12 protein-coding genes are annotated in these 17,260 nt (G+C 67.6%); 6 read left to right on the plus strand and 6 right to left on the minus strand.

Features of this window, described 5'->3' with window-relative positions; genetic code table 11:
• Window positions 1–65: 65 nt before the first annotated feature.
• From CEG14_RS06785 to CEG14_RS06800, 4 genes are read right to left on the minus strand one after another with little or no spacing between them, the layout of a single operon-like run.
• On the minus strand, window positions 66–941 hold the full coding sequence (locus CEG14_RS06785; RefSeq protein WP_094825598.1) for an SMP-30/gluconolactonase/LRE family protein: 876 nt from the start codon (window positions 939–941) through the stop codon (window positions 66–68).
• A 25-nt stretch (window positions 942–966) separates the two neighbouring features.
• On the minus strand, window positions 967–3,078 hold the full coding sequence (locus CEG14_RS06790) for an ABC transporter permease subunit (RefSeq protein ID WP_094825599.1): 2,112 nt from the start codon (window positions 3,076–3,078) through the stop codon (window positions 967–969).
• Window positions 3,075–4,628 carry a sugar ABC transporter ATP-binding protein gene (locus CEG14_RS06795; protein ID WP_094825600.1) on the minus strand — a complete coding sequence of 518 codons (1,554 nt, stop codon included), beginning with the start codon at window positions 4,626–4,628 and terminating at the stop codon, window positions 3,075–3,077. The genes CEG14_RS06790 and CEG14_RS06795 overlap by 4 nt, the downstream gene beginning before the upstream one ends.
• Before the next feature lie 2 nt (window positions 4,629–4,630).
• Window positions 4,631–5,758: a sugar ABC transporter substrate-binding protein gene (locus tag CEG14_RS06800; protein WP_094825601.1), complete on the minus strand. Its 1,128-nt coding sequence runs from the start codon at window positions 5,756–5,758 to the stop codon at window positions 4,631–4,633.
• 193 nt (window positions 5,759–5,951) lie between these two features.
• Between CEG14_RS06800 and CEG14_RS06805 the strand changes: the two genes are divergently transcribed.
• Entirely contained in the window at window positions 5,952–6,686 is a 735-nt protein-coding gene (locus tag CEG14_RS06805; RefSeq protein WP_094825602.1) for a GntR family transcriptional regulator, read from the plus strand.
• A gap of 212 nt (window positions 6,687–6,898) precedes the next feature.
• Here the strand turns inward: CEG14_RS06805 and CEG14_RS06810 are convergent, their stop codons facing one another.
• Entirely contained in the window at window positions 6,899–8,188 is a 1,290-nt protein-coding gene (locus CEG14_RS06810; protein ID WP_094825603.1) for an MFS transporter, read from the minus strand.
• A 121-nt stretch (window positions 8,189–8,309) separates the two neighbouring features.
• Between CEG14_RS06810 and argE the strand changes: the two genes are divergently transcribed.
• From argE to CEG14_RS06835, 5 genes are all read left to right on the plus strand, one after another.
• The gene (gene argE / locus CEG14_RS06815; RefSeq protein ID WP_094825604.1) at window positions 8,310–9,458 is read left to right on the plus strand and encodes an acetylornithine deacetylase; all 1,149 of its coding nucleotides are present in this window, start codon (window positions 8,310–8,312) and stop codon (window positions 9,456–9,458) included.
• 307 nt (window positions 9,459–9,765) lie between these two features.
• Window positions 9,766–10,971: a tryptophan synthase subunit beta gene (trpB, locus tag CEG14_RS06820; RefSeq protein ID WP_217904381.1), complete on the plus strand. Its 1,206-nt coding sequence runs from the start codon at window positions 9,766–9,768 to the stop codon at window positions 10,969–10,971.
• Between the two features lie 10 nt (window positions 10,972–10,981).
• Window positions 10,982–11,842, plus strand: a complete 861-nt coding sequence (gene trpA / locus CEG14_RS06825) for a tryptophan synthase subunit alpha (RefSeq protein ID WP_094825605.1) — start codon at window positions 10,982–10,984, stop codon at window positions 11,840–11,842.
• Window positions 11,843–11,871: 29 nt separating this feature from the next.
• The gene (gene accD / locus CEG14_RS06830; protein ID WP_094825606.1) at window positions 11,872–12,750 is read left to right on the plus strand and encodes an acetyl-CoA carboxylase, carboxyltransferase subunit beta; all 879 of its coding nucleotides are present in this window, start codon (window positions 11,872–11,874) and stop codon (window positions 12,748–12,750) included.
• Between the two features lie 214 nt (window positions 12,751–12,964).
• Window positions 12,965–13,504 carry an acyloxyacyl hydrolase gene (locus CEG14_RS06835; RefSeq protein WP_094825607.1) on the plus strand — a complete coding sequence of 180 codons (540 nt, stop codon included), beginning with the start codon at window positions 12,965–12,967 and terminating at the stop codon, window positions 13,502–13,504.
• A gap of 176 nt (window positions 13,505–13,680) precedes the next feature.
• On the opposite strand, the gene CEG14_RS06840 is transcribed toward CEG14_RS06835, so the two are convergent.
• Entirely contained in the window at window positions 13,681–16,821 is a 3,141-nt protein-coding gene (locus CEG14_RS06840) for an Rne/Rng family ribonuclease (RefSeq protein WP_094825608.1), read from the minus strand.
• Window positions 16,822–17,260: the final 439 nt, after the last annotated feature.

Genomic DNA, 17,260 nt, shown 5'->3' on the forward strand with positions numbered 1-17,260 from the left:
ACCTTTGTTTTCATGCGCCGAGCGACGAGAGCAACGAGCGCGCCGAGGCGTTGCTCAAGGCCTGCTCAACCGCCAAAGCGGTGTTCGGGCAGGCCGCGCACGCCCAGGCCATGGATGGCGAACAGGCTGCCGCGCAGCTGGTTGTCGCCGGGGAAGCGGGGCAGCGGGCGGCGCGCCATCGAGGTGACGTAGAGGATGTCCAGTTCCGGCCCGCCGAACATCACGCTGGTGATTTTCTTGACCGGCATTTCGATTGTGCGGTCTAGCTTTCCATCCGGCGTGTAGCGGCACAGCAGGCCGGCGTAGACCTGCGCATTCCAGAGACAACCTTCGGCGTCGACGGTGGAGCCGTCAGTGGCGCCGCCGTCCACGATGCCTTCGCGGGTGAAGGTGCGACGATTGCTGATCGTGCCGGTGGCCTCGTCGTAGTCGTATTGCCAGATCTCGTTGGACCAGGTATCGGAGAAATAGAAGCGGCGGCCATCCGGGCTCCAGCACGGGCCGTTGGAGCAAATCAGGCCCGTTTCCACCTTGTGCAGGGACAGATCCGGATCGAGCCGGTAGAGCGCGCCGTTGGGGCCGGCCTCCTGGGTGTCCATGCTGCCGCAGAAGAAGCGGCCGCGGCGGTCCACCTTGCCGTCGTTGAGCCGGTTCAACGGCTTCTCGGCCTCAGGATGCGCGATCAATTTTGTTTCGCCGGTGGCAAAGTCGAGGGTGTGGAAGCCGGTTGCAAGCGCAACCACCGCACCGCCCCCCTGGCGCAGCGCCATCGAGCCGATCTTGTCCGGCACCTCCCAGGCGCGCACTTCTCGGCCGTCCGCGGTGCAGCGGAAGACATGGCCTCCGAAACTATCCACCCAATACAGGCGTTGCTCTTGCACGTCCCACAGCGGGCCTTCGCCGAGCTGGGTTTTTACGTCGATCAGGACTTCGATGCGCATGGAGGTCTCCTTGATGTTGAGGGGGCTAGCGCCGCCGTTCGCGCAGCCCGACGACGGCGGCCAGCACGATCAGGCCGAACAGAATCGAACGCGCAGCGTAGGGCAGCGAACTGCCGGCCAGCAGGGTCTGCAGCGCCGTCAGCATGAGCACGCCGCCGAGCATGCCCAGGTAGTGACCGCGGCCGCCCGCGATCAGCGTCCCGCCGACGACGACCACGGCGATCGACGGCAGCAGGTAATCGTCGCCCATGCCCAGGCTCGCCTGGCCGGACAGGCCGGTCAGAAGCACCGCGGCGATCGCCGAGCACAGGCCCGACAGCATGTAGGCGCCGATCACCGTACGGCCCACGCGCACGCCCGACAGCTTGGCCACCCGTTCGCCGTTGCCGACGGCGTAGATCGCGCGGCCGAAGGCGGTGCGGTTCAGCAGCAGCACGCCGATAACGACGAACAGCGCGACGAACAGCACCACGGGCGTGACACCGAAGGTTTGGTCGGTCATGAACTGGCGCAGCAGTGGCGAGGCAAAGCCGTCGGGCGTGCCGTTCGAGTAGAGCAGCGCCAGACCCTGAAGGATCGCGTTGGCGGCCATCGTCATCACGATCGGCGAGAGGCCCAGCAGCACGATGCCGGCGCCATTGATGAAGCCGATCAGCAGGCCTGCGCCGAGGGCGGCCGGCAGCGCGTACAGCAGCGCCGCGTCCGAGCCCTTGACGAGGCCGGCGAGCAGGATGCCGCAGAGGCCGATGGTCCACGGAATCGACAGGTCCAGCCCGCCTGTCAGGATCACCGCCCCCTGGCCGAGCGCCAGCACGGCGAGGAAGGAGGCGAGCACCAGCAGCGAGTTGTAGTAGCCACCGTTGGTCAGCGTATGGCCCAGCAGCCACTGCGTGACGAGGATGACCAGCAGCAGGCCGGCGTAGGCGGGCAGCGAGTAGCGCAAGGTCTCGGCATGGCGGAGCCACCAGGACGGGGCAGGCTTCGCCGCGCTCGGGCTCGGGTGCGCCGCAGAGGGCGGCGGCAGAACGATCGGCCGCGGCGTGGCGGAGCGCTGCGTGGCGAGCTGGCCGGCCCGACGCGCCTGCCAACCGATCCGCAACTGGCGCAGGTTGCGGCGCAGGGGGGCGTCGGTGCCGAGTCCGCCCGCCAGCACGGCGGCCAGCAGGATGGAACCCTCGGCGATCGTCGAGTAGAAGGCCGAGACGTTCAGGGTCAGCAGCAGGTTGACCACCAGCATCAGCACGTAGGCGCCGATCAGCGTGCCCAGCAGCCCACCGCGCCCACCGCCGAGCACGCTGCCGCCGACGACGACGGCGGCAAACATCTGCAGCAACATCGGCGTGCCGATCAGCGGATCGGCCGAGCCGGTCTGCGCGCTGATGAAGACGCCCGCCAGCCCGTAGCAGCCGCCGGCGATCAGGTACACGAGGAATTCGGTCGTTCGTGTCGGCACGCCGGCGGAGCGCGCGGCGTCGGCATCGCTGCCGATCGCATAGATGGCGCGACCGAGCCGGGTGTTCTTCAGCCAGCTCCAGGCCAACAACAGCATCAGCAACAGCACGGCGGGCCGGGGCAGCAAGTCGGGCACGGCGTCGCCCAGCAGCAGTTCGCCAAGGCCGGCCGGCACGGCACCGCCGGGTTTGTCCATCACCAGCAGCGTGATGCCCTGGATGATGAACATCGTGGACAGCGTCACGACGATCGGCTGCATGCGCAGCACGGCAATGAAGAACCCGTTGAACGCGCCGGCCAACGCGCCGACGCCGATGCCGGCGAGCAGCACCCAGCCGGTCCCGGCGCTGTCGGGGAATGCGCTGGCGAGTACGACGTTGACGAGCGACACGATGGCGCCGGCCGACAGGTCGAAGCCGCCCGACAGCACCACCAGGGTCTGGCCCATCGCAGCGATCGCCAGCGTGCTGCCGGTGGTCGTGATCGTCGCCACGTCGTAGTAGCCCAGGCTCGCGCTGCCAAAGCCGGAGACCAGCGCCAGCAGCAGCGCCAGCACGACGACGGCGATCAGCAGGCCGCGGTGGCGGCTGAGCCCGCGCTGCAGGGGGAAACCGTGTTCGGCGCGCGGCGGCGCGAGCACCGCGGGTGTGGGCTGTGCGGATTCGATACCGACGTTCTGACTCATGCCGCTGCCTCGTTCGTCGTCGCGGCGGGAGCCAGTGCCGCGGTCGGGCCCAGCGCGGCGTGCAGGATCGCCGTCTCGCTGAGTTCGTCAGCCCGGAGCTCGCCCGCGATTTCGCCGCCGTAGAACACGAGCGCTCGATCGGCCAGATGGACGATCTCCGAGATCTCGGTCGAATAGAACAACACGGCGCCGCCCGCGTTGGCGTAGTCGCGCATCAGGCGATAGATCTCGCTCTTCGTGCCGACGTCGATGCCGCGCGTCGGGTCGTACAGCAGCAGCACGCGGCTTTGCGCCAGCAGCCATTTGGCGATGACGATCTTCTGCTGGTTGCCGCCTGAGAAGGCGCCGGCCCGTGTCCACATGGCGCGGCGCTGGATCTGCAGCCGCTCGAACACTTGCTCGGCCGCCCTCTGCTCGGCCGTCTCGTCGATCAGGAGTCGCCGGGTGTAACGGCCAATCACGGGTGTCGATGCGTTGATGCGGCCCGACAGTTGCAGGAACAGGCCTTCGGTCTTGCGGTCCTCCGGCACCAGGCTGATGCCGATGTTGGCGCGCACTGCATCGACCGGCGAGCGCAGCACGATCGGCGCGCCGTCGACGAGCAGGCTGCCGCCGTGCACGTCGGCCATGCCGAAACCGGCCAGGAACAGGTCCAGCTGGCCCATGCCCTGCAGGCCCGCCACGCCGAGGATCTCGCCCGCCCGCAGCGAGAACGTGGCGCGCTTGAGCTTCTTGCCGGCGCACAGCGCGCGCGCGCCGAGCACTTCGGCGCCGAGCTCCGGCGCGGCCGGGCGTGCCGGGAAGGCCTGCTTCAGCTCGCGGCCGGCGATCATGCCGATGATCTCGGCATCGCTCAGCGCGGCGGTCGGTGCCGTGGTGATGTGCTGGCCGTTGCGCAGCACGGTGACGGTGTCGCAGAAGGCGCGGACTTCGGGCAGCCGGTGCGAGATGAAGATGATCGTGGTGCCGCGGGCCCGCTCGGCGGCGATCAGGTCGCCAAGCCAGTCGACGTCGCGGCCGGCGAGCGTGGACGTCGATTCGTCGAGCAGCAACACGCGGGGCTCGCGCATCACGGCGCGGGCGATTTCCAGCTTCTGCTGCACGGCCAGGTCGAGCCGGGCGATGTCCTCGTCGAGTGGGACGTCGGCCAGGCCCAGCGCGGCCAGCTTCGCCGCAACTTCGTCACGCGCCGCACGGCGGCGCAGCAGTCCCAGCGCGTTGACCGGGCCGTAGGGCAGCAGCAGGTTGTCCAGCACCGTCAGGTTTCGGACGTGGGTCATCTCCTGGAAGGCGGTCTGGATGCCGTGGCGGTGCGCGGCGCGGGGGCTGTTCAGCCGGCAGACCTCGCCGTCGAGTCGGATCGTGCCGCTCGTCGGCGTCACCTGGCCGGCCAGCAGCTTGACCAGGGTGGACTTGCCGGCGCCGTTTTCGCCCAGCAGCGCATGAGCGCTGCCGCGGGCGATCTGGAAGCTGACGTCGTCCACGGCCAGGGTGGCGCCGTAGCGCTTGCTGAGTCGTTCGGCCGCGATCGCTGCGGGCATGGTCGTCATGCTCAGTGTTCGGGCTGGCCGACCAGCGCGGCATTCAGGCCCACCTCCGGCGTGTCCGCGGAGAAGATCGAGGCGAACCAGCCGGGATTGCTGACGACCGACGGCTGGAAGGTGTTGCAACCGGCCTTCATCTCGGCCCAGGAGCCGGTCTGGCAGAGCTTGACCGTCTTGTTGGTCACTAGCGGCAACGGCAAGGTGGTCCGCTTCGGGATCGTCGTGCCTTCGAGTTTCTGTACCGCGAGTTTCAGCGCCAGGGCACCGGAGTAGGGCGGCGAAGCGTAAGAGATGCGCGGCGCGCCCATCGGGGTGTAGGTGCCGTTGGCATTCTCGACCGCGGTGCCGGCGGGGAGCATCTGGACGCGGCCGCCGTTGGAGCCTTCGCCGGCGCAGGGCTTGAGGTCTTCGGGCTTGGCGCCAGCCTCGACCTGCATCGTGTTGGCGGTGTAGCAGCCGACCTGCATCCACAGGCCGTCTATCTGGCCCCAGTTCCGCGTGGCCAGGATTTTGGCCAGTTCTGTGCGCGCGACCGCCTGGCTCCACATGCCGCTGGCTTCGGCGACGACCTTGATGCCCGGATGCTGGGCGAATACCTCCTTGGCAGCCTTGGTGCGGGCGGTATCCACCGACGTCCCCGGCACGCCGCCGATCATCACGATATTGCCCTTCCCACCCATCTTCTTGGCCAGCCATTCGGCGGTGACGCGGCCCGCTTCGGCCTGGTCGATGGTGACGTTGTAGGCGCAGGGTTCGGTGATTTCACCGTCGTAAGCGATCACGACCACACCCTTGCTGCAGGCATTCTTGACTGCCGCGTTCAGTGCCGTCGGCGAGATCGGATAGACGACGATCGCCTGGGCGCCCTGGCGGACCATGGCGTCGATCTGCTGGATCTGTCGCTGCGCGTTGGGGCCGGAGACCTGCACCTGCAGATCGACCTTGTCGGCCATGCTTTTGTGTGCGGCCATTGCCTTGACCATGTTCGCGGCCTCGGCCTGCCAGTCGTTGCCGATATAGCTCATCGACAGGAAGACCTTGAGCTTTTTCGGCTGGGCCGCGGCGGGTGCGGCGGACAACGCGACCAGGAAGGTTGCACCGACCACCGGTGCGAGCAGTTTCGTCAGACGGCGCATGGACTGGGTCTCCGTAATTGATGTTTTTGGCCGCAAAGGCGCTTGCGTCGCCTCTCGGTGAGCGCATCATATGTCTGTGATCACAGATTAAATATACGTATAAACCTGAGTGCGGATTCCGACAGAGTGCCGGCACGGAGCGCCGTCAAAGTGATTTAAGATCACACATACGACCGATAGTCATAGTCTGCTGATGCCTCTTAACCCTACGCTCGACGGTCTCGTCACGCCGTTGACCCGCCAGACCTTGAGCGCGGACGTCTACCGACAGCTGCGCGACCTGCTGATGAGTGGCCGTGTCGTGCCAGGTGAACAGTTCTCCTTGCGCGGCATCGCCGAGGCGCTCGGTGTCAGCGTGATGCCGGTGCGTGAAGCGGTGAACCGGTTGGTGGCCGAGCAGGCGCTCGAGGTCACCAGCAACCGGTCGCTGCGCGTGCCGATAATGTCGGCCGGGCAGTTCCGCGAGATCACCTGTATCCGGACCGAGCTGGAGGGCCTGGCCACCGCGCGTGCCGCGACGGCCCGCAGCGAAGCAGCGCTGAAGGAGATCGTGCGCAGCCACGAGCGCTTCGCCAAGGAGATCACGCTGCCAAAGCCCGATCCCTCCCGGCTGATCGAGACGAACAAGGACTTCCACTTCGCCGTCTACCGCCAGGCCGGCATGCCGATGCTGCTGCAGATGATCGAGTCGCTGTGGCTGCGCATCGGGCCGATCCTGAACTACGATCTGCGCACCGAGTCGTCACGGGTGATCAAGGGCGTCCCGGCAGACCACCATGCGCGCATCGTGGCCGCGCTGCGGGACGGCGACGCCGCTGGCGCCGAGCGCGCGCTGCGTGGCGACATCGAAAGTGCCGCCGAACACATCATCGCGACCGGCGCGTTAGCCACTGCCTCGAGCAAGCCGACCCCGATCAGCAGGCGGTGATGAGCGCCGCCAAAACAAAGGTGTCAGACTGCATTTTTGCCGCTTGGCGCCGGTCGAAAAATGCAGTCTGACACCTTTGTTTGAAATTGCAGTCTGACACCTTTGTTTGGTGTGGCTGGCCGCGCAGGGGCGCCGCGTTGCCTTGGCGCGGCGGGCGCGCAAAAAAAACAGCCATCCCTCGGGATGGCTGTTGTGCTTCTTGCGGGTCGTGCTCAGTGCGCTTTCTTGTCGTCGATGAAGAACGACGCGATCAGGCCGAGGGCGACGCCGAACATCACGTAGTAGGCCGGCGCCATGGGTGACTCGGTCACCTTGATGAGCCAGGTCACGATGAACTGGGCGAAGCCGCCGAAGATCATCACGGCCACGTTGTAGGCCAGCGACAGGCCGACCGAACGCACGCGCGGCGGGAACAGTTCGGCCATCACCGTGCTGAACACGCCGAAGAAGGCCGACACGAACAGGCACACCACCAGCTGCACCACGAGCAGGCGCTCGATCGACGGCGCGGCGGTGAGCCAGGAGTACAGCGGGTAGAGCACGACCAGGTAACCGATCAGCGACGCGATCACCAGCGGACGGCGGCCGATGCGATCCGACCAGGCGCCCATGAACGGCGTCAGCAGCACCATCAGCGCCGCGCCCGCCATCTGCACCATGAAGGTCTGCGTCATCGGCAGCATCAGGATCTTGGTCGAGTAGGTGACCAGATACGTGAAGGTGATGTAGATCGACACCGTGGCGGTCACGACCAGGCCCACGCCGATCAGCGTTTCGCGGGTGTGCTGGGCGATCATCTGGCCCAGGCTCAGGCGCTCGACCTTGCCGGTGGCCTGTTCCTGCTTCATTTCCTTGAAGGCATCGGTCTCGTCGACGTTGCGGCGGATGTAGATGGCCAGCGGCACGATCATCAGGCCGAAGGCGAACGGCAGGCGCCAGGCCCAGGCTTCGATCTCGGCGGTGGTGAAGACTTCGGTGATCAGCGTGCCGAAGGCCGCGCCGATCAGCAGGGCCAGCATCTGGCCGGCCATCTGCCACGAGCCGTAGAAGCCGCGGCGGTCCTTCGGCGCCATCTCGATCAGCAGCGCGGTGGAGGTGCCGAACTCGCCGCCGGCCGAGAAACCCTGCAGCAGGCGAGCGATCAGGATGAAGATGGGGGCGAGAATGCCGGCGGCGTGGTACGTGGGGGCCACCGTGATGAGCGCGATCGACACGGCCATCAGCGAGGTGACCAGCACCATCGCGGCCTTGCGGCCCTTGCGGTCGCCGTACAGGCCGAGCAGGATGCCGCCGACCGGACGCATGAAGAAGCCCACGCCGAAGATGGCGGTGGTCATCAGGATCGAATTCAGTTCGCTGCCCGGGACGTTCGGGTCCACGGGGAAAAACAGCTTCGCGATGATGGGCGTCATGAACGCGAAGACGAGAAAGTCATACCATTCCAGCGCGTTGCCAATGACGGCAGCCACGATGTTGCGGGTGGGTACGGCGCGGTGCTGCACGGGATTTCCCCTTTGGGTTGAGTAACGAAAGGGCGGGATTTTAGGCCTTATTTCGTTTGCTGCTGGGACGAATTCCTTCTTGTGACCTAAACTTATGCCTTTACCCCAAGGGTTTTACAAAATGAATACGCGTTCCTGGCTAGAGACTCTGGTCGGCTTCGATACCACCAGCCGCAACTCGAATCTGGCATTGATCGAGACCGCGCGCGACTGGCTGCAGAAGCAGGGCGTACAGGCGTGGCTGATTCATAACCCTGAAGGCAACAAGGCCAATCTGTTCGCCACGCTGCCGGGCAGCGAAGGCGAGCAGGGCGGTATCGTCCTGTCCGGCCACACCGACGTGGTGCCGGTCGACGGCCAGGATTGGCGCACCGACCCCTTCAAGCTCGTCGAGGCTGACGGCAAGCTGTACGGCCGCGGTTCGTGCGACATGAAGGGCTTCATCGCCGCCTCGCTCGCGCTGGTGCCCGACTTCCTGGCCATGCCGCGCAAGAAGCCGATCCATCTCGCGTTCTCGTACGACGAAGAGGTGGGCTGCGCTGGCGCCCCGTACATGATCGCCGACCTGCACGACCGGGGCATCCGCCCCGAGGGCTGCGTGGTGGGCGAGCCCACCGGCATGCAGGTGGTGGTGGCGCACAAGGGCATCAATCTGTTCCGTTGCCGCGTGCACGGCAAGGCGGCGCACTCGTCGCTCACGCCGCGCGGCTGCAACGCCATCGAATACGCCGCCCGCCTGATCTGCCACATCCGCGACGTGGCCGATTCGTTCAAGGCGCAGGGCCCCTACGACCAGCACTACGACGTGCCGTTCTCCACGATGACGACCAACCAGATCAAGGGCGGCATCGCGGTCAACACCATCCCCGAGCTGTGCGAGTTCTCCTACGAATTCCGCAACCTGCCGGGCATGCCGGCCGACGAGATCCAGGCGCGCGTGCAGCGCTACGTCGACGAAACCCTGCTGCCGCGCATGCAGGCCGAGTTCGAGGGCGCCCGCATCGACATCGAGACCGGCGCCGCGGCGCCCGGCCTGGACGCGTCGGAAGAAGCGGCCATCACGCAGCTCGTGCGTGCGCTCACCGAAGACCGGGTCACCCGCAAGGTGGCCTACGGCACCGAGGCCGGCCTGTTCCAGGGCATCGGCATCCCGACCGTGGTCTGCGGCCCCGGCCACATCGAGCAGGCGCACAAGCCGGACGAATTCGTGGCCGTGGATCAGCTGGCCGACTGCGAACGCTTCCTGCGCCGCCTGGGCCAGTCGCTCTGAGGCCGGCGGCCGGGGTGGGGCAGGAATGCCCGGCCTCGGGTAAAATGACCGGTTGCTGATGGGCCAACTGCCCGATCGGCGACAACCATGGGGTGCCGCGCCTGAGGTGCAAGCGCCCCATGTCGTTTGAAAGCATTGCTTGATGGTGGTGGGCCGGGATGGCCGCGTCCGGAGTCGATTCAACCCGATGCCGGGCTGACGTCCAGGAGCCTGTGCCGGCATGCGCGCCCGCGCGCGTGGCCGGCTGGCCGGTTCCACCGGGCGATTTGACGATGTGTGCGGGCTCCCGCCGCGTCGCGACAGCGAGATGTTTGTGAAACCTTACGACCTTCCAGATCCCAAAGGCCATTTCGGTCCCTACGGCGGCGTGTTCGTGGCGGAAACGCTGGTGCATGCCCTGGACGAGCTGCGCACGGCCTACGATGCCTGCCGCCAGGATGCGGCCTTCCGCGAAGAATTCGAGTACGAACTCAAGCACTTCGTCGGCCGTCCGAGCCCGGTGTACTACGCAGAACGATGGTCCAAGCGCCTGGGCGGCGCGCAGATCTGGTTCAAGCGCGAGGACCTGAATCACACCGGCGCGCACAAGGTCAACAACTGCATCGGCCAGGCGCTGCTCGCCCGCCGCATGGGCAAGCCGCGCGTGATCGCCGAAACCGGCGCCGGCCAGCACGGCGTGGCCACCGCCACCGTCGCGGCTCGCTACGGCATGGAGTGCGTGGTCTACATGGGCAGCGAAGACGTGCGCCGCCAGGCCTCGAACGTCTATCGCATGAAGCTGCTGGGCGCCAAGGTGGTGCCGGTCGATTCCGGCTCGCGCACCCTCAAGGACGCGCTCAACGAAGCGATGCGCGACTGGGTCACCAACATCGAAAACACGTTCTACATCATCGGCACCGTCGCCGGCCCGGATCCGTATCCACGCATGGTGCGCGACTTCCAGACCGTGATCGGCAACGAGTGCATCGTGCAGATGCCCGAGGCCGTCGGCCGCCAGCCCGACTTCGTCGTGGCGGCGGTGGGCGGTGGCTCCAATGCCATGGGCATCTTCCACCCCTACATTCCCTATCCCGACGTGACGCTCATCGGCGTCGAAGCCGCCGGCGAAGGCATGGACAGCGGCCGTCACGCCGCCTCGCTGGCCGCGGGCCAGGTGGGCGTGCTGCACGGCAACCGCACCTACGTCATGCAGAACGCCGACGGCCAGGTCCAGGAAACCCACTCGGTGTCCGCCGGCCTCGACTACCCGGGCGTGGGCCCGGAGCACGCGTGGCTCAAGGACAGTGGCCGGGCGCAGTACGTCGGCGTCACCGACGACGAGGCGCTGGCCGCCTTCCACGACTGCTGCCGCATCGAGGGCATCATGCCCGCGCTGGAGTCGTCGCACGCGATCGCACAGGCCGTGAAGATGGCGCCCACGCTGTCTTCCGACAAGGTCATCCTGGTCAATCTGTCGGGCCGGGGCGACAAAGACATGCATACCGTCGCCGAGCGCGCCGGCATCGAGCTGTGAACCTCCGTCCATGACTAGCGCCAACCAACGCATTGCCGCGGCCTTCGCCCGCGTCTCCGACGCCGGACGCGCCGCCGCGCTGATCCCCTACATCGCCGCCGGCGATCCCGCGCCCGTCGCCACGGTCCCGCTGATGCACGCGCTGGTGCGTGCCGGCGCCGACGTGATCGAGCTGGGCGTGCCGTTCTCCGACCCGATGGCCGACGGCCCCGTGATCCAGCGCGCCGCCGAGCGCGCGATCGCGCAGGGCGTGGGCCTGGCTCGCGTGCTCGAGCTGGTGGCCGAGTTCCGCCGCACCGACGCCGACACGCCGGTCGTGCTGATGGGGTACGCCAACCCGATCGAAGCCATGGGCCAGGCGGCCTTCGCCGAGCGCGCCAGCGCCGCCGGCGTGGATGGCGTGCTGGTGGTGGATTACCCGCCGGAAGAGGTCGAAGCGTTCGCCGCGCTGCTCGACCGCGCCGGCATCGCGCCGATCTTCCTGCTGGCCCCCACCTCCACCGACGACCGCATCGAGAAAGTGGCGCGCGTCGCGCGCGGCTACGTCTACTACGTGTCGCTCAAGGGCGTCACGGGCGCCGGCAGCCTCAACACCGACGACGTGGCAGAGCGCCTGGCGCGCATCCGCCGTCACGTGACCATTCCGGTCGGCGTGGGTTTCGGCATCCGCGATGCCGAGAGCGCCCGCCGCATCGCCGAGCACGCCGATGCCGTCGTGATCGGCAGCAAGCTGATCGAAACCATCGAGCAGGCCGTCGCCAAGGCGCCGGCCGCACAACAGACCGAGGCCGCCGTGCTGGCGGCCGGCGAATGGCTTGCCACCATCCGCCAGGCGCTGGATCAAGTCAAACGAATCAACGCGCCGGCCTGACCGCGCCGCGCCACCCACGGGAACCCATAATGAGCTGGATCGAAAAACTCCTGCCGCCTCGCATCAACAAAACCGCCGACAGCGGCCAGCGCCGCGTGCCGGAAGGCCTGTGGGTCAAGTGCCCGTCGTGCGAATCGGTGCTCTACAGCGAAGACCTCGCCGCCAATCTGCACGTCTGCCCCAAGTGCGACCATCACATGCGCATCGGCTCGCGCGCGCGCATCGATTCGCTGCTCGACGTCGAAGGCCGGGTCGAGATCGGCGAGCACACCCGCTCGGTCGACTCGCTCAAGTTCAAGGATTCGCGCAAGTATCCCGAGCGCCTGGCCGAAGCCACCAAGCAGACCGGTGAAACCGACGCGCTGGTAGTGGTGAGCGGCGCCATCCGTGGCGTGCCCACCGTGCTTGCCTGCTTCGAATTCGAATTCATGGGCGGCTCCATGGGCTCGGTGGTGGGCGAGCGTTTCGCGCGTGGCGTGCAGGCCGCGATCGACAACAAGACCCCGTTCATCTGCGTGGCTGCCTCGGGCGGCGCGCGCATGCAGGAAAGCCTGCTGTCGCTGATGCAGATGGCCAAGACCAACGCCATGCTGACGCGCCTGGCCGCCGAAGGCCTGCCGTTCATCAGCGTCCTGACCGACCCGACGATGGGCGGCGTGTCGGCCAGCTTCGCCTTCATGGGCGACGTGGTGATCGCGGAGCCGAAGGCGCTGATCGGCTTCGCCGGCCCGCGCGTGATCGAGCAGACCGTGCGCGAGAAGCTGCCGGAAGGCTTCCAGCGTTCGGAGTTCCTGCTGCAGAAGGGCGCCATCGACATGGTCGTCGACCGCCGTCAGCTGCGCGAAGAAATCGCGCGCCTGCTCGCGCTGCTGGGCAACCAGTCGGCCGACGTGGTGGCCGTGGCCTGAGCGTTTCCGCCGTCACGAAAAACGGGCCGCGCAAGCGGCCCGTTTTCGTTGGCGCGGGGATTATTCCATCGTTGAGGATAATCGCTGGCATTGCACGATCGGGGGTGCGATTTTGTCGGCAGTGTGTTGCGTGCCGCCTACAGTACGCAGCATCTTGTCCCCCCTTTTCTGATAATGTCGAGAGTGTTTCTTACCGACCGGATTGGAGCTTTCAATGCAAGGCAAATACAAGAAAAACATCCTCGCCGCGGTGGCCGGCGTGCTGTTGGCAACGTGTGGCGTTGCGCAAGCTGAAGGCACGCAGGGCGGTGTCGGTCTGCACCTGGGCATCGGCGAGCACTACCAGCGCCTGTCCATCAACTACGAAACCCCGTCGGTCTGGTCGTATGAATTCGGTGGCAACTGGGGTCGTGTCGACCTGACGCCCGAATTCAGCGCCTCCTACTGGACCGCCAATGGTTCGCGCGATCCCGGCCACGTCTGGCAGGCCAGTGCCATCCCGATGTTCCGCTGGTGGACCGGCGAACGCTTCTACATCGAAGCCGGTATCGGCGCCACGCTGTTCAGCTCGACCCGCTTCGCGGACAAGCAGATCAGCACCGCCTTCCAGTTCGGCGACCACATCGGCCTGGGCTTCCTGGCCACCAAGAACAACCGCATCGGCCTGCGCTATTCGCACTTCTCGAACGCGAACATCAAGCGCCCGAATCCGGGCCTGGACGTGCTGCAGCTGACCTACACGTATCAGTTCTGATGCAAGCCGGCCCCGCGCCGGCCTGGATCGAATCGAACCCGCCTGCCCAGGCGGGTTTTTTATTGGCCGCGACGCGCGCAACCGGGCATGCGCCGCCCAAAACAAAACCGCCCTCCGAAGAGGGCGGTTCTGCATGACGGGGAGGACGGGGCCGGATGCCGGCCCGCCCGGCCTCATCAGTGGTGGGTTTCGACCTGAACCAGCGGTTCGTTCGAGACCTGCGCCACCGGCTTGCGTTCGCGGCCCAGGCGCACGGGCGTCTGGGTGGCGGCGATACGCTGCTGGGTCTGCGCCAGGCGCTCGGGATCGGTTTGAACCCAGGTCAGGCCGGCGGCGTCGACGACGGCGTCGAGTGCCTTCTCGCCACGCACCACGATGGGAGCGGCGGGAGCGGCCTGGACGGGCGCCTCGGCGACGGGGGCCGGTGCCACCGGAGCCGGAGCCACCGGCGCGGGCGCCGGCGCAGCCTGGACCGGCTCGGCCGCCGGGGTCACCGGGGCGGGCGCGGGAGCGGCCGGTTCGGCGGCGCTGGTCGAGACCGGCGCGGCTTCAGCGGCTTCCTGCGCTGCGACCGGAGCCGCCGGCGCGACGGCAGGGGCGGCCACGGGCGCCGGGGTCGGCTCGGCAGCCACCGGAGCGACCGCGGGTGCGGCGGCAGCGGCGGGCGCTTCGGCCTGCACGGCGGGCTCTTCGCGCACCGGTTCGGACACCGGGGTCACGGCATGGGCCGGGGCCGGGATCACGTCGGTGGTTTCGCTGACTTCGGGCTGCGCCACGGCGGCGACGGGTGCCGGGGACTGGGCCTCGGCATCGGCGTCCGTGTCGGCGCCTTCGGTGCCTTCGGCGTCATCGGCCTGGCCATCGGCGTTCAGCACGGTACCGTCTTCCTGGCTGCGACGGCCACGGCGGCTGCGGCGGCGGCGGCGCTTGCGCTCCGGATCGGCCAGGCCTTCCGCGCCTTCGGCGCCCTCGATGGCTTCGACGCCTTCGGCCGGAGCCTGGGTCTCATCGGTCGGGGCGGTGGGGGCGGCTGCGGCAGCGGCGGGCACGCCGGCGGCCGGCAGGGCCTGGGCCACGGTCTCGGCCAATGCGGCCACCATGCTTTCCTGCTCGCTCATCGGCGCGTCGCTGGTACCGTCCTCGCGGCGGTTGCGGCCACGGCCACGGCGGTTGCGGCCGTTGCGGGCGGGGGCGCCGTCTTCACCGGTGCCTTCGGGCTGGGCGGGGCGGTCGGCGCGCTCGTTGCGGGCCTGCTGCACGCCGGCAGCCTGTTGTGCGTCGCGTTCGGCGCGCGCTTCACCCTGGCGTTCGCCACGGGCGGGACGGTCACCGCGCTCGGCACGGTCGCCGCCGCGTTCGCCACCGCGCTCGCCGCCGCGCTCGCCGCCGCGTTCCTCACCACGGCGGCCGCCGCGCACCTGGTGGCGCGCGCTGCCTTCGGCGGCGTCGCCTTCAGCGGCGGGGGCACCGCTACGGCGGTTGCGGTTGCGGTCGGAGCCATGACGCTCGCCACGGCGATCCTGGCCGTCGTGGGCGCGCTTGCCGCGGTTGCCGCCGCCACGCTTGGGGGCGGTCTCTTCAGCGGTGGGGGCAGGCTTGGCGGTGTCGCCCGAGCCCGTGAGCCAGTTGGTCAGGCGCTTGAACCAGCCCAGGCCGCTGGCCGGTGCGGCGGCGGCGGGGGCAGGGGCGGGCGCGGGGGTCGACACCGGCGCGGGTTGCGACGGGGTGATGCCCTTGACCAGCGCTTCGGGGCGCGACTTGGCTTCGTTTTCGGTCGGCTGCCACGTCAGGTCGGTGGACGGCGCTTCGGCGAGTTCGAAACTGGTCTTGGTGTCTTCGAGGCGCGGATCGTCGTGACGCAGGCGCTCGATGTGGTGGTGCGGGGTCTCGAGGTGCTTGTTGGGGATCAGCACCAGGTTGACCTTCTGGCGGGCTTCGATCTTGGCGATGTCGGCGCGCTTTTCGTTCAGCAGGAAGGTGGCCACGTCGACCGGCACCTGGGCGTGGACCGCCGCGGTGTTTTCCTTCATGGCTTCTTCCTGCAGCAGGCGCAGGACCTGCAGGGCGCTGGACTCGGCGTCGCGGATCACGCCGGTGCCGGTGCAGCGCGGGCAGGTGATGTGCGAGCCTTCGTTCAGGGCCGGACGCAGGCGCTGGCGCGACAGTTCCATCAGGCCGAAGCGCGAGATCTTGCCCATCTGGACGCGGGCGCGGTCGAAATGCAGGGCATCACGCAGGCGCTGTTCAACGGCGCGCTGGTTCTTGCTGTCCTCCATGTCGATGAAGTCGATCACGATCAGGCCGCCCAGGTCGCGCAGGCGCAGCTGGCGGGCCACTTCGTCGGCGGCTTCGAGGTTGGTCCGCAGGGCGGTTTCCTCGATGTCGGCGCCACGGGTCGAACGCGCCGAGTTCACGTCGACGGCCACGAGGGCCTCGGTGTGGTCGATCACCACGGCGCCGCCCGAGGGCAGCTGCACGGTGCGCGAGTAGGCGGTTTCGATCTGGTGTTCGATCTGGAAGCGCGAGAACAGCGGGATGTCGTCGCGGTAGCGCTTCACGCGCTGGACGTTGTCCGGCATCACCACGGCCATGAAGGCGGTGGCCTGGTCGGCGATTTCGTCGGTGTCGATCAGGATCTCGCCGATTTCGGGCGAGAAGTAGTCGCGGATGGCGCGGATGACCAGGCTGGACTCGAGGTAGATCAGGATCGGCGCGGCGTTGTCACGCGCGGCGACGTCGATCGCGGTCCAGAGCTGCATCAGGTAGGAGAGGTCCCACTGAAGCTCTTCGACGCTGCGGCCGATGCCGGCCGTGCGCGCGATGATGCTCATGCCTTGCGGCACGTCGAGCTGCTCCATCGTGTCGCGCAGTTCCTGGCGGTCTTCGCCTTCGACGCGACGCGAAACGCCACCCCCGCGGGGGTTGTTGGGCATCAGCACGAGGTAGCGGCCGGCCAGCGAGATGAAGGTGGTCAGGGCGGCGCCCTTATTGCCACGTTCTTCCTTCTCGACCTGGACGATCAGCTCCTGGCCTTCGCGCAGGGCGTCCTGGATGCGCGCGGTGCGCACGTCCACGCCTTCCTTGAAGTAGGTGCGGGCGACTTCCTTGAAGGGCAGGAAGCCATGGCGGTCTTCGCCGTAGTTGACGAAGCAGGCCTCGAGACCGGGCTCGATGCGGGTGATGACGCCTTTGTAGATGTTGCCTTTGCGCTGTTCGCGGCCGGCGGTTTCGATGTCGAGGTCGATGAGCTTTTGCCCATCGACGATTGCGACGCGCAGTTCTTCCTGGTGCGTCGCATTAAACAGCATGCGCTTCATGAGAGAGGTTCTCCGTTGTCATGACGCGCCGATATCGGCGCGTGACCTCGGGTCACTCGGGCTGCGGACTGAAGCGGCAAGAAGAATGCGGACCGTACCTGGGCTGCGCCCAGGCGTATCCGCCGCGGGTCAGGCGGGCACGTCGTGCCGGTGTACGGCACGGGGTTCTTTCAGCAGGGGGGTCAGCTTCACTGAATGTGGTTGACGAATAAGATTGCTGTGAACGTCAGGTGCGGCGGGATGATTCGGCCTGCGCGCACCTGGTGCGTAATGAATTTTGCGACGATTCTTGCGTTGCTTCAGAGCCGCTTGCGACTTTCGACGGTCATGCCAGGAAGGCGGGCAAAGCGTGCCACACCACCGTCCGGCAGGACTCGGTCGAGCCGGCGACCAAGGGACCCCGGAGCTGAATGAGCAGGCAGTACAATGATGGCCTACG

It is taken from the genome of Bordetella genomosp. 1 (assembly GCF_002261335.1).
Taxonomy (GTDB): Bacteria; Pseudomonadota; Gammaproteobacteria; order Burkholderiales; family Burkholderiaceae_B; genus Bordetella.

Excerpts from the sequence above, each read along its gene's own strand:
- trpB (WP_217904381.1), top strand. The coding sequence starts at position 9,766 with ATGTTTGTGAAACCTTACGACCTTCCAGATCCCAAAGGCCATTTCGGT.
- trpA (WP_094825605.1), top strand. The coding sequence starts at position 10,982 with ATGACTAGCGCCAACCAACGCATTGCCGCGGCCTTCGCCCGCGTCTCC.
- CEG14_RS06800 (WP_094825601.1), bottom strand. The coding sequence starts at position 5,758 with ATGCGCCGTCTGACGAAACTGCTCGCACCGGTGGTCGGTGCAACCTTC.
- accD (WP_094825606.1), top strand. The coding sequence starts at position 11,872 with ATGAGCTGGATCGAAAAACTCCTGCCGCCTCGCATCAACAAAACCGCC.
- CEG14_RS06835 (WP_094825607.1), top strand. The coding sequence starts at position 12,965 with ATGCAAGGCAAATACAAGAAAAACATCCTCGCCGCGGTGGCCGGCGTG.
- CEG14_RS06795 (WP_094825600.1), bottom strand. The coding sequence starts at position 4,628 with ATGACGACCATGCCCGCAGCGATCGCGGCCGAACGACTCAGCAAGCGC.
- CEG14_RS06790 (WP_094825599.1), bottom strand. The coding sequence starts at position 3,078 with ATGAGTCAGAACGTCGGTATCGAATCCGCACAGCCCACACCCGCGGTG.
- CEG14_RS06805 (WP_094825602.1), top strand. The coding sequence starts at position 5,952 with ATGCCTCTTAACCCTACGCTCGACGGTCTCGTCACGCCGTTGACCCGC.
- CEG14_RS06840 (WP_094825608.1), bottom strand. The coding sequence starts at position 16,821 with ATGAAGCGCATGCTGTTTAATGCGACGCACCAGGAAGAACTGCGCGTC.
- argE (WP_094825604.1), top strand. The coding sequence starts at position 8,310 with ATGAATACGCGTTCCTGGCTAGAGACTCTGGTCGGCTTCGATACCACC.
- CEG14_RS06785 (WP_094825598.1), bottom strand. The coding sequence starts at position 941 with ATGCGCATCGAAGTCCTGATCGACGTAAAAACCCAGCTCGGCGAAGGC.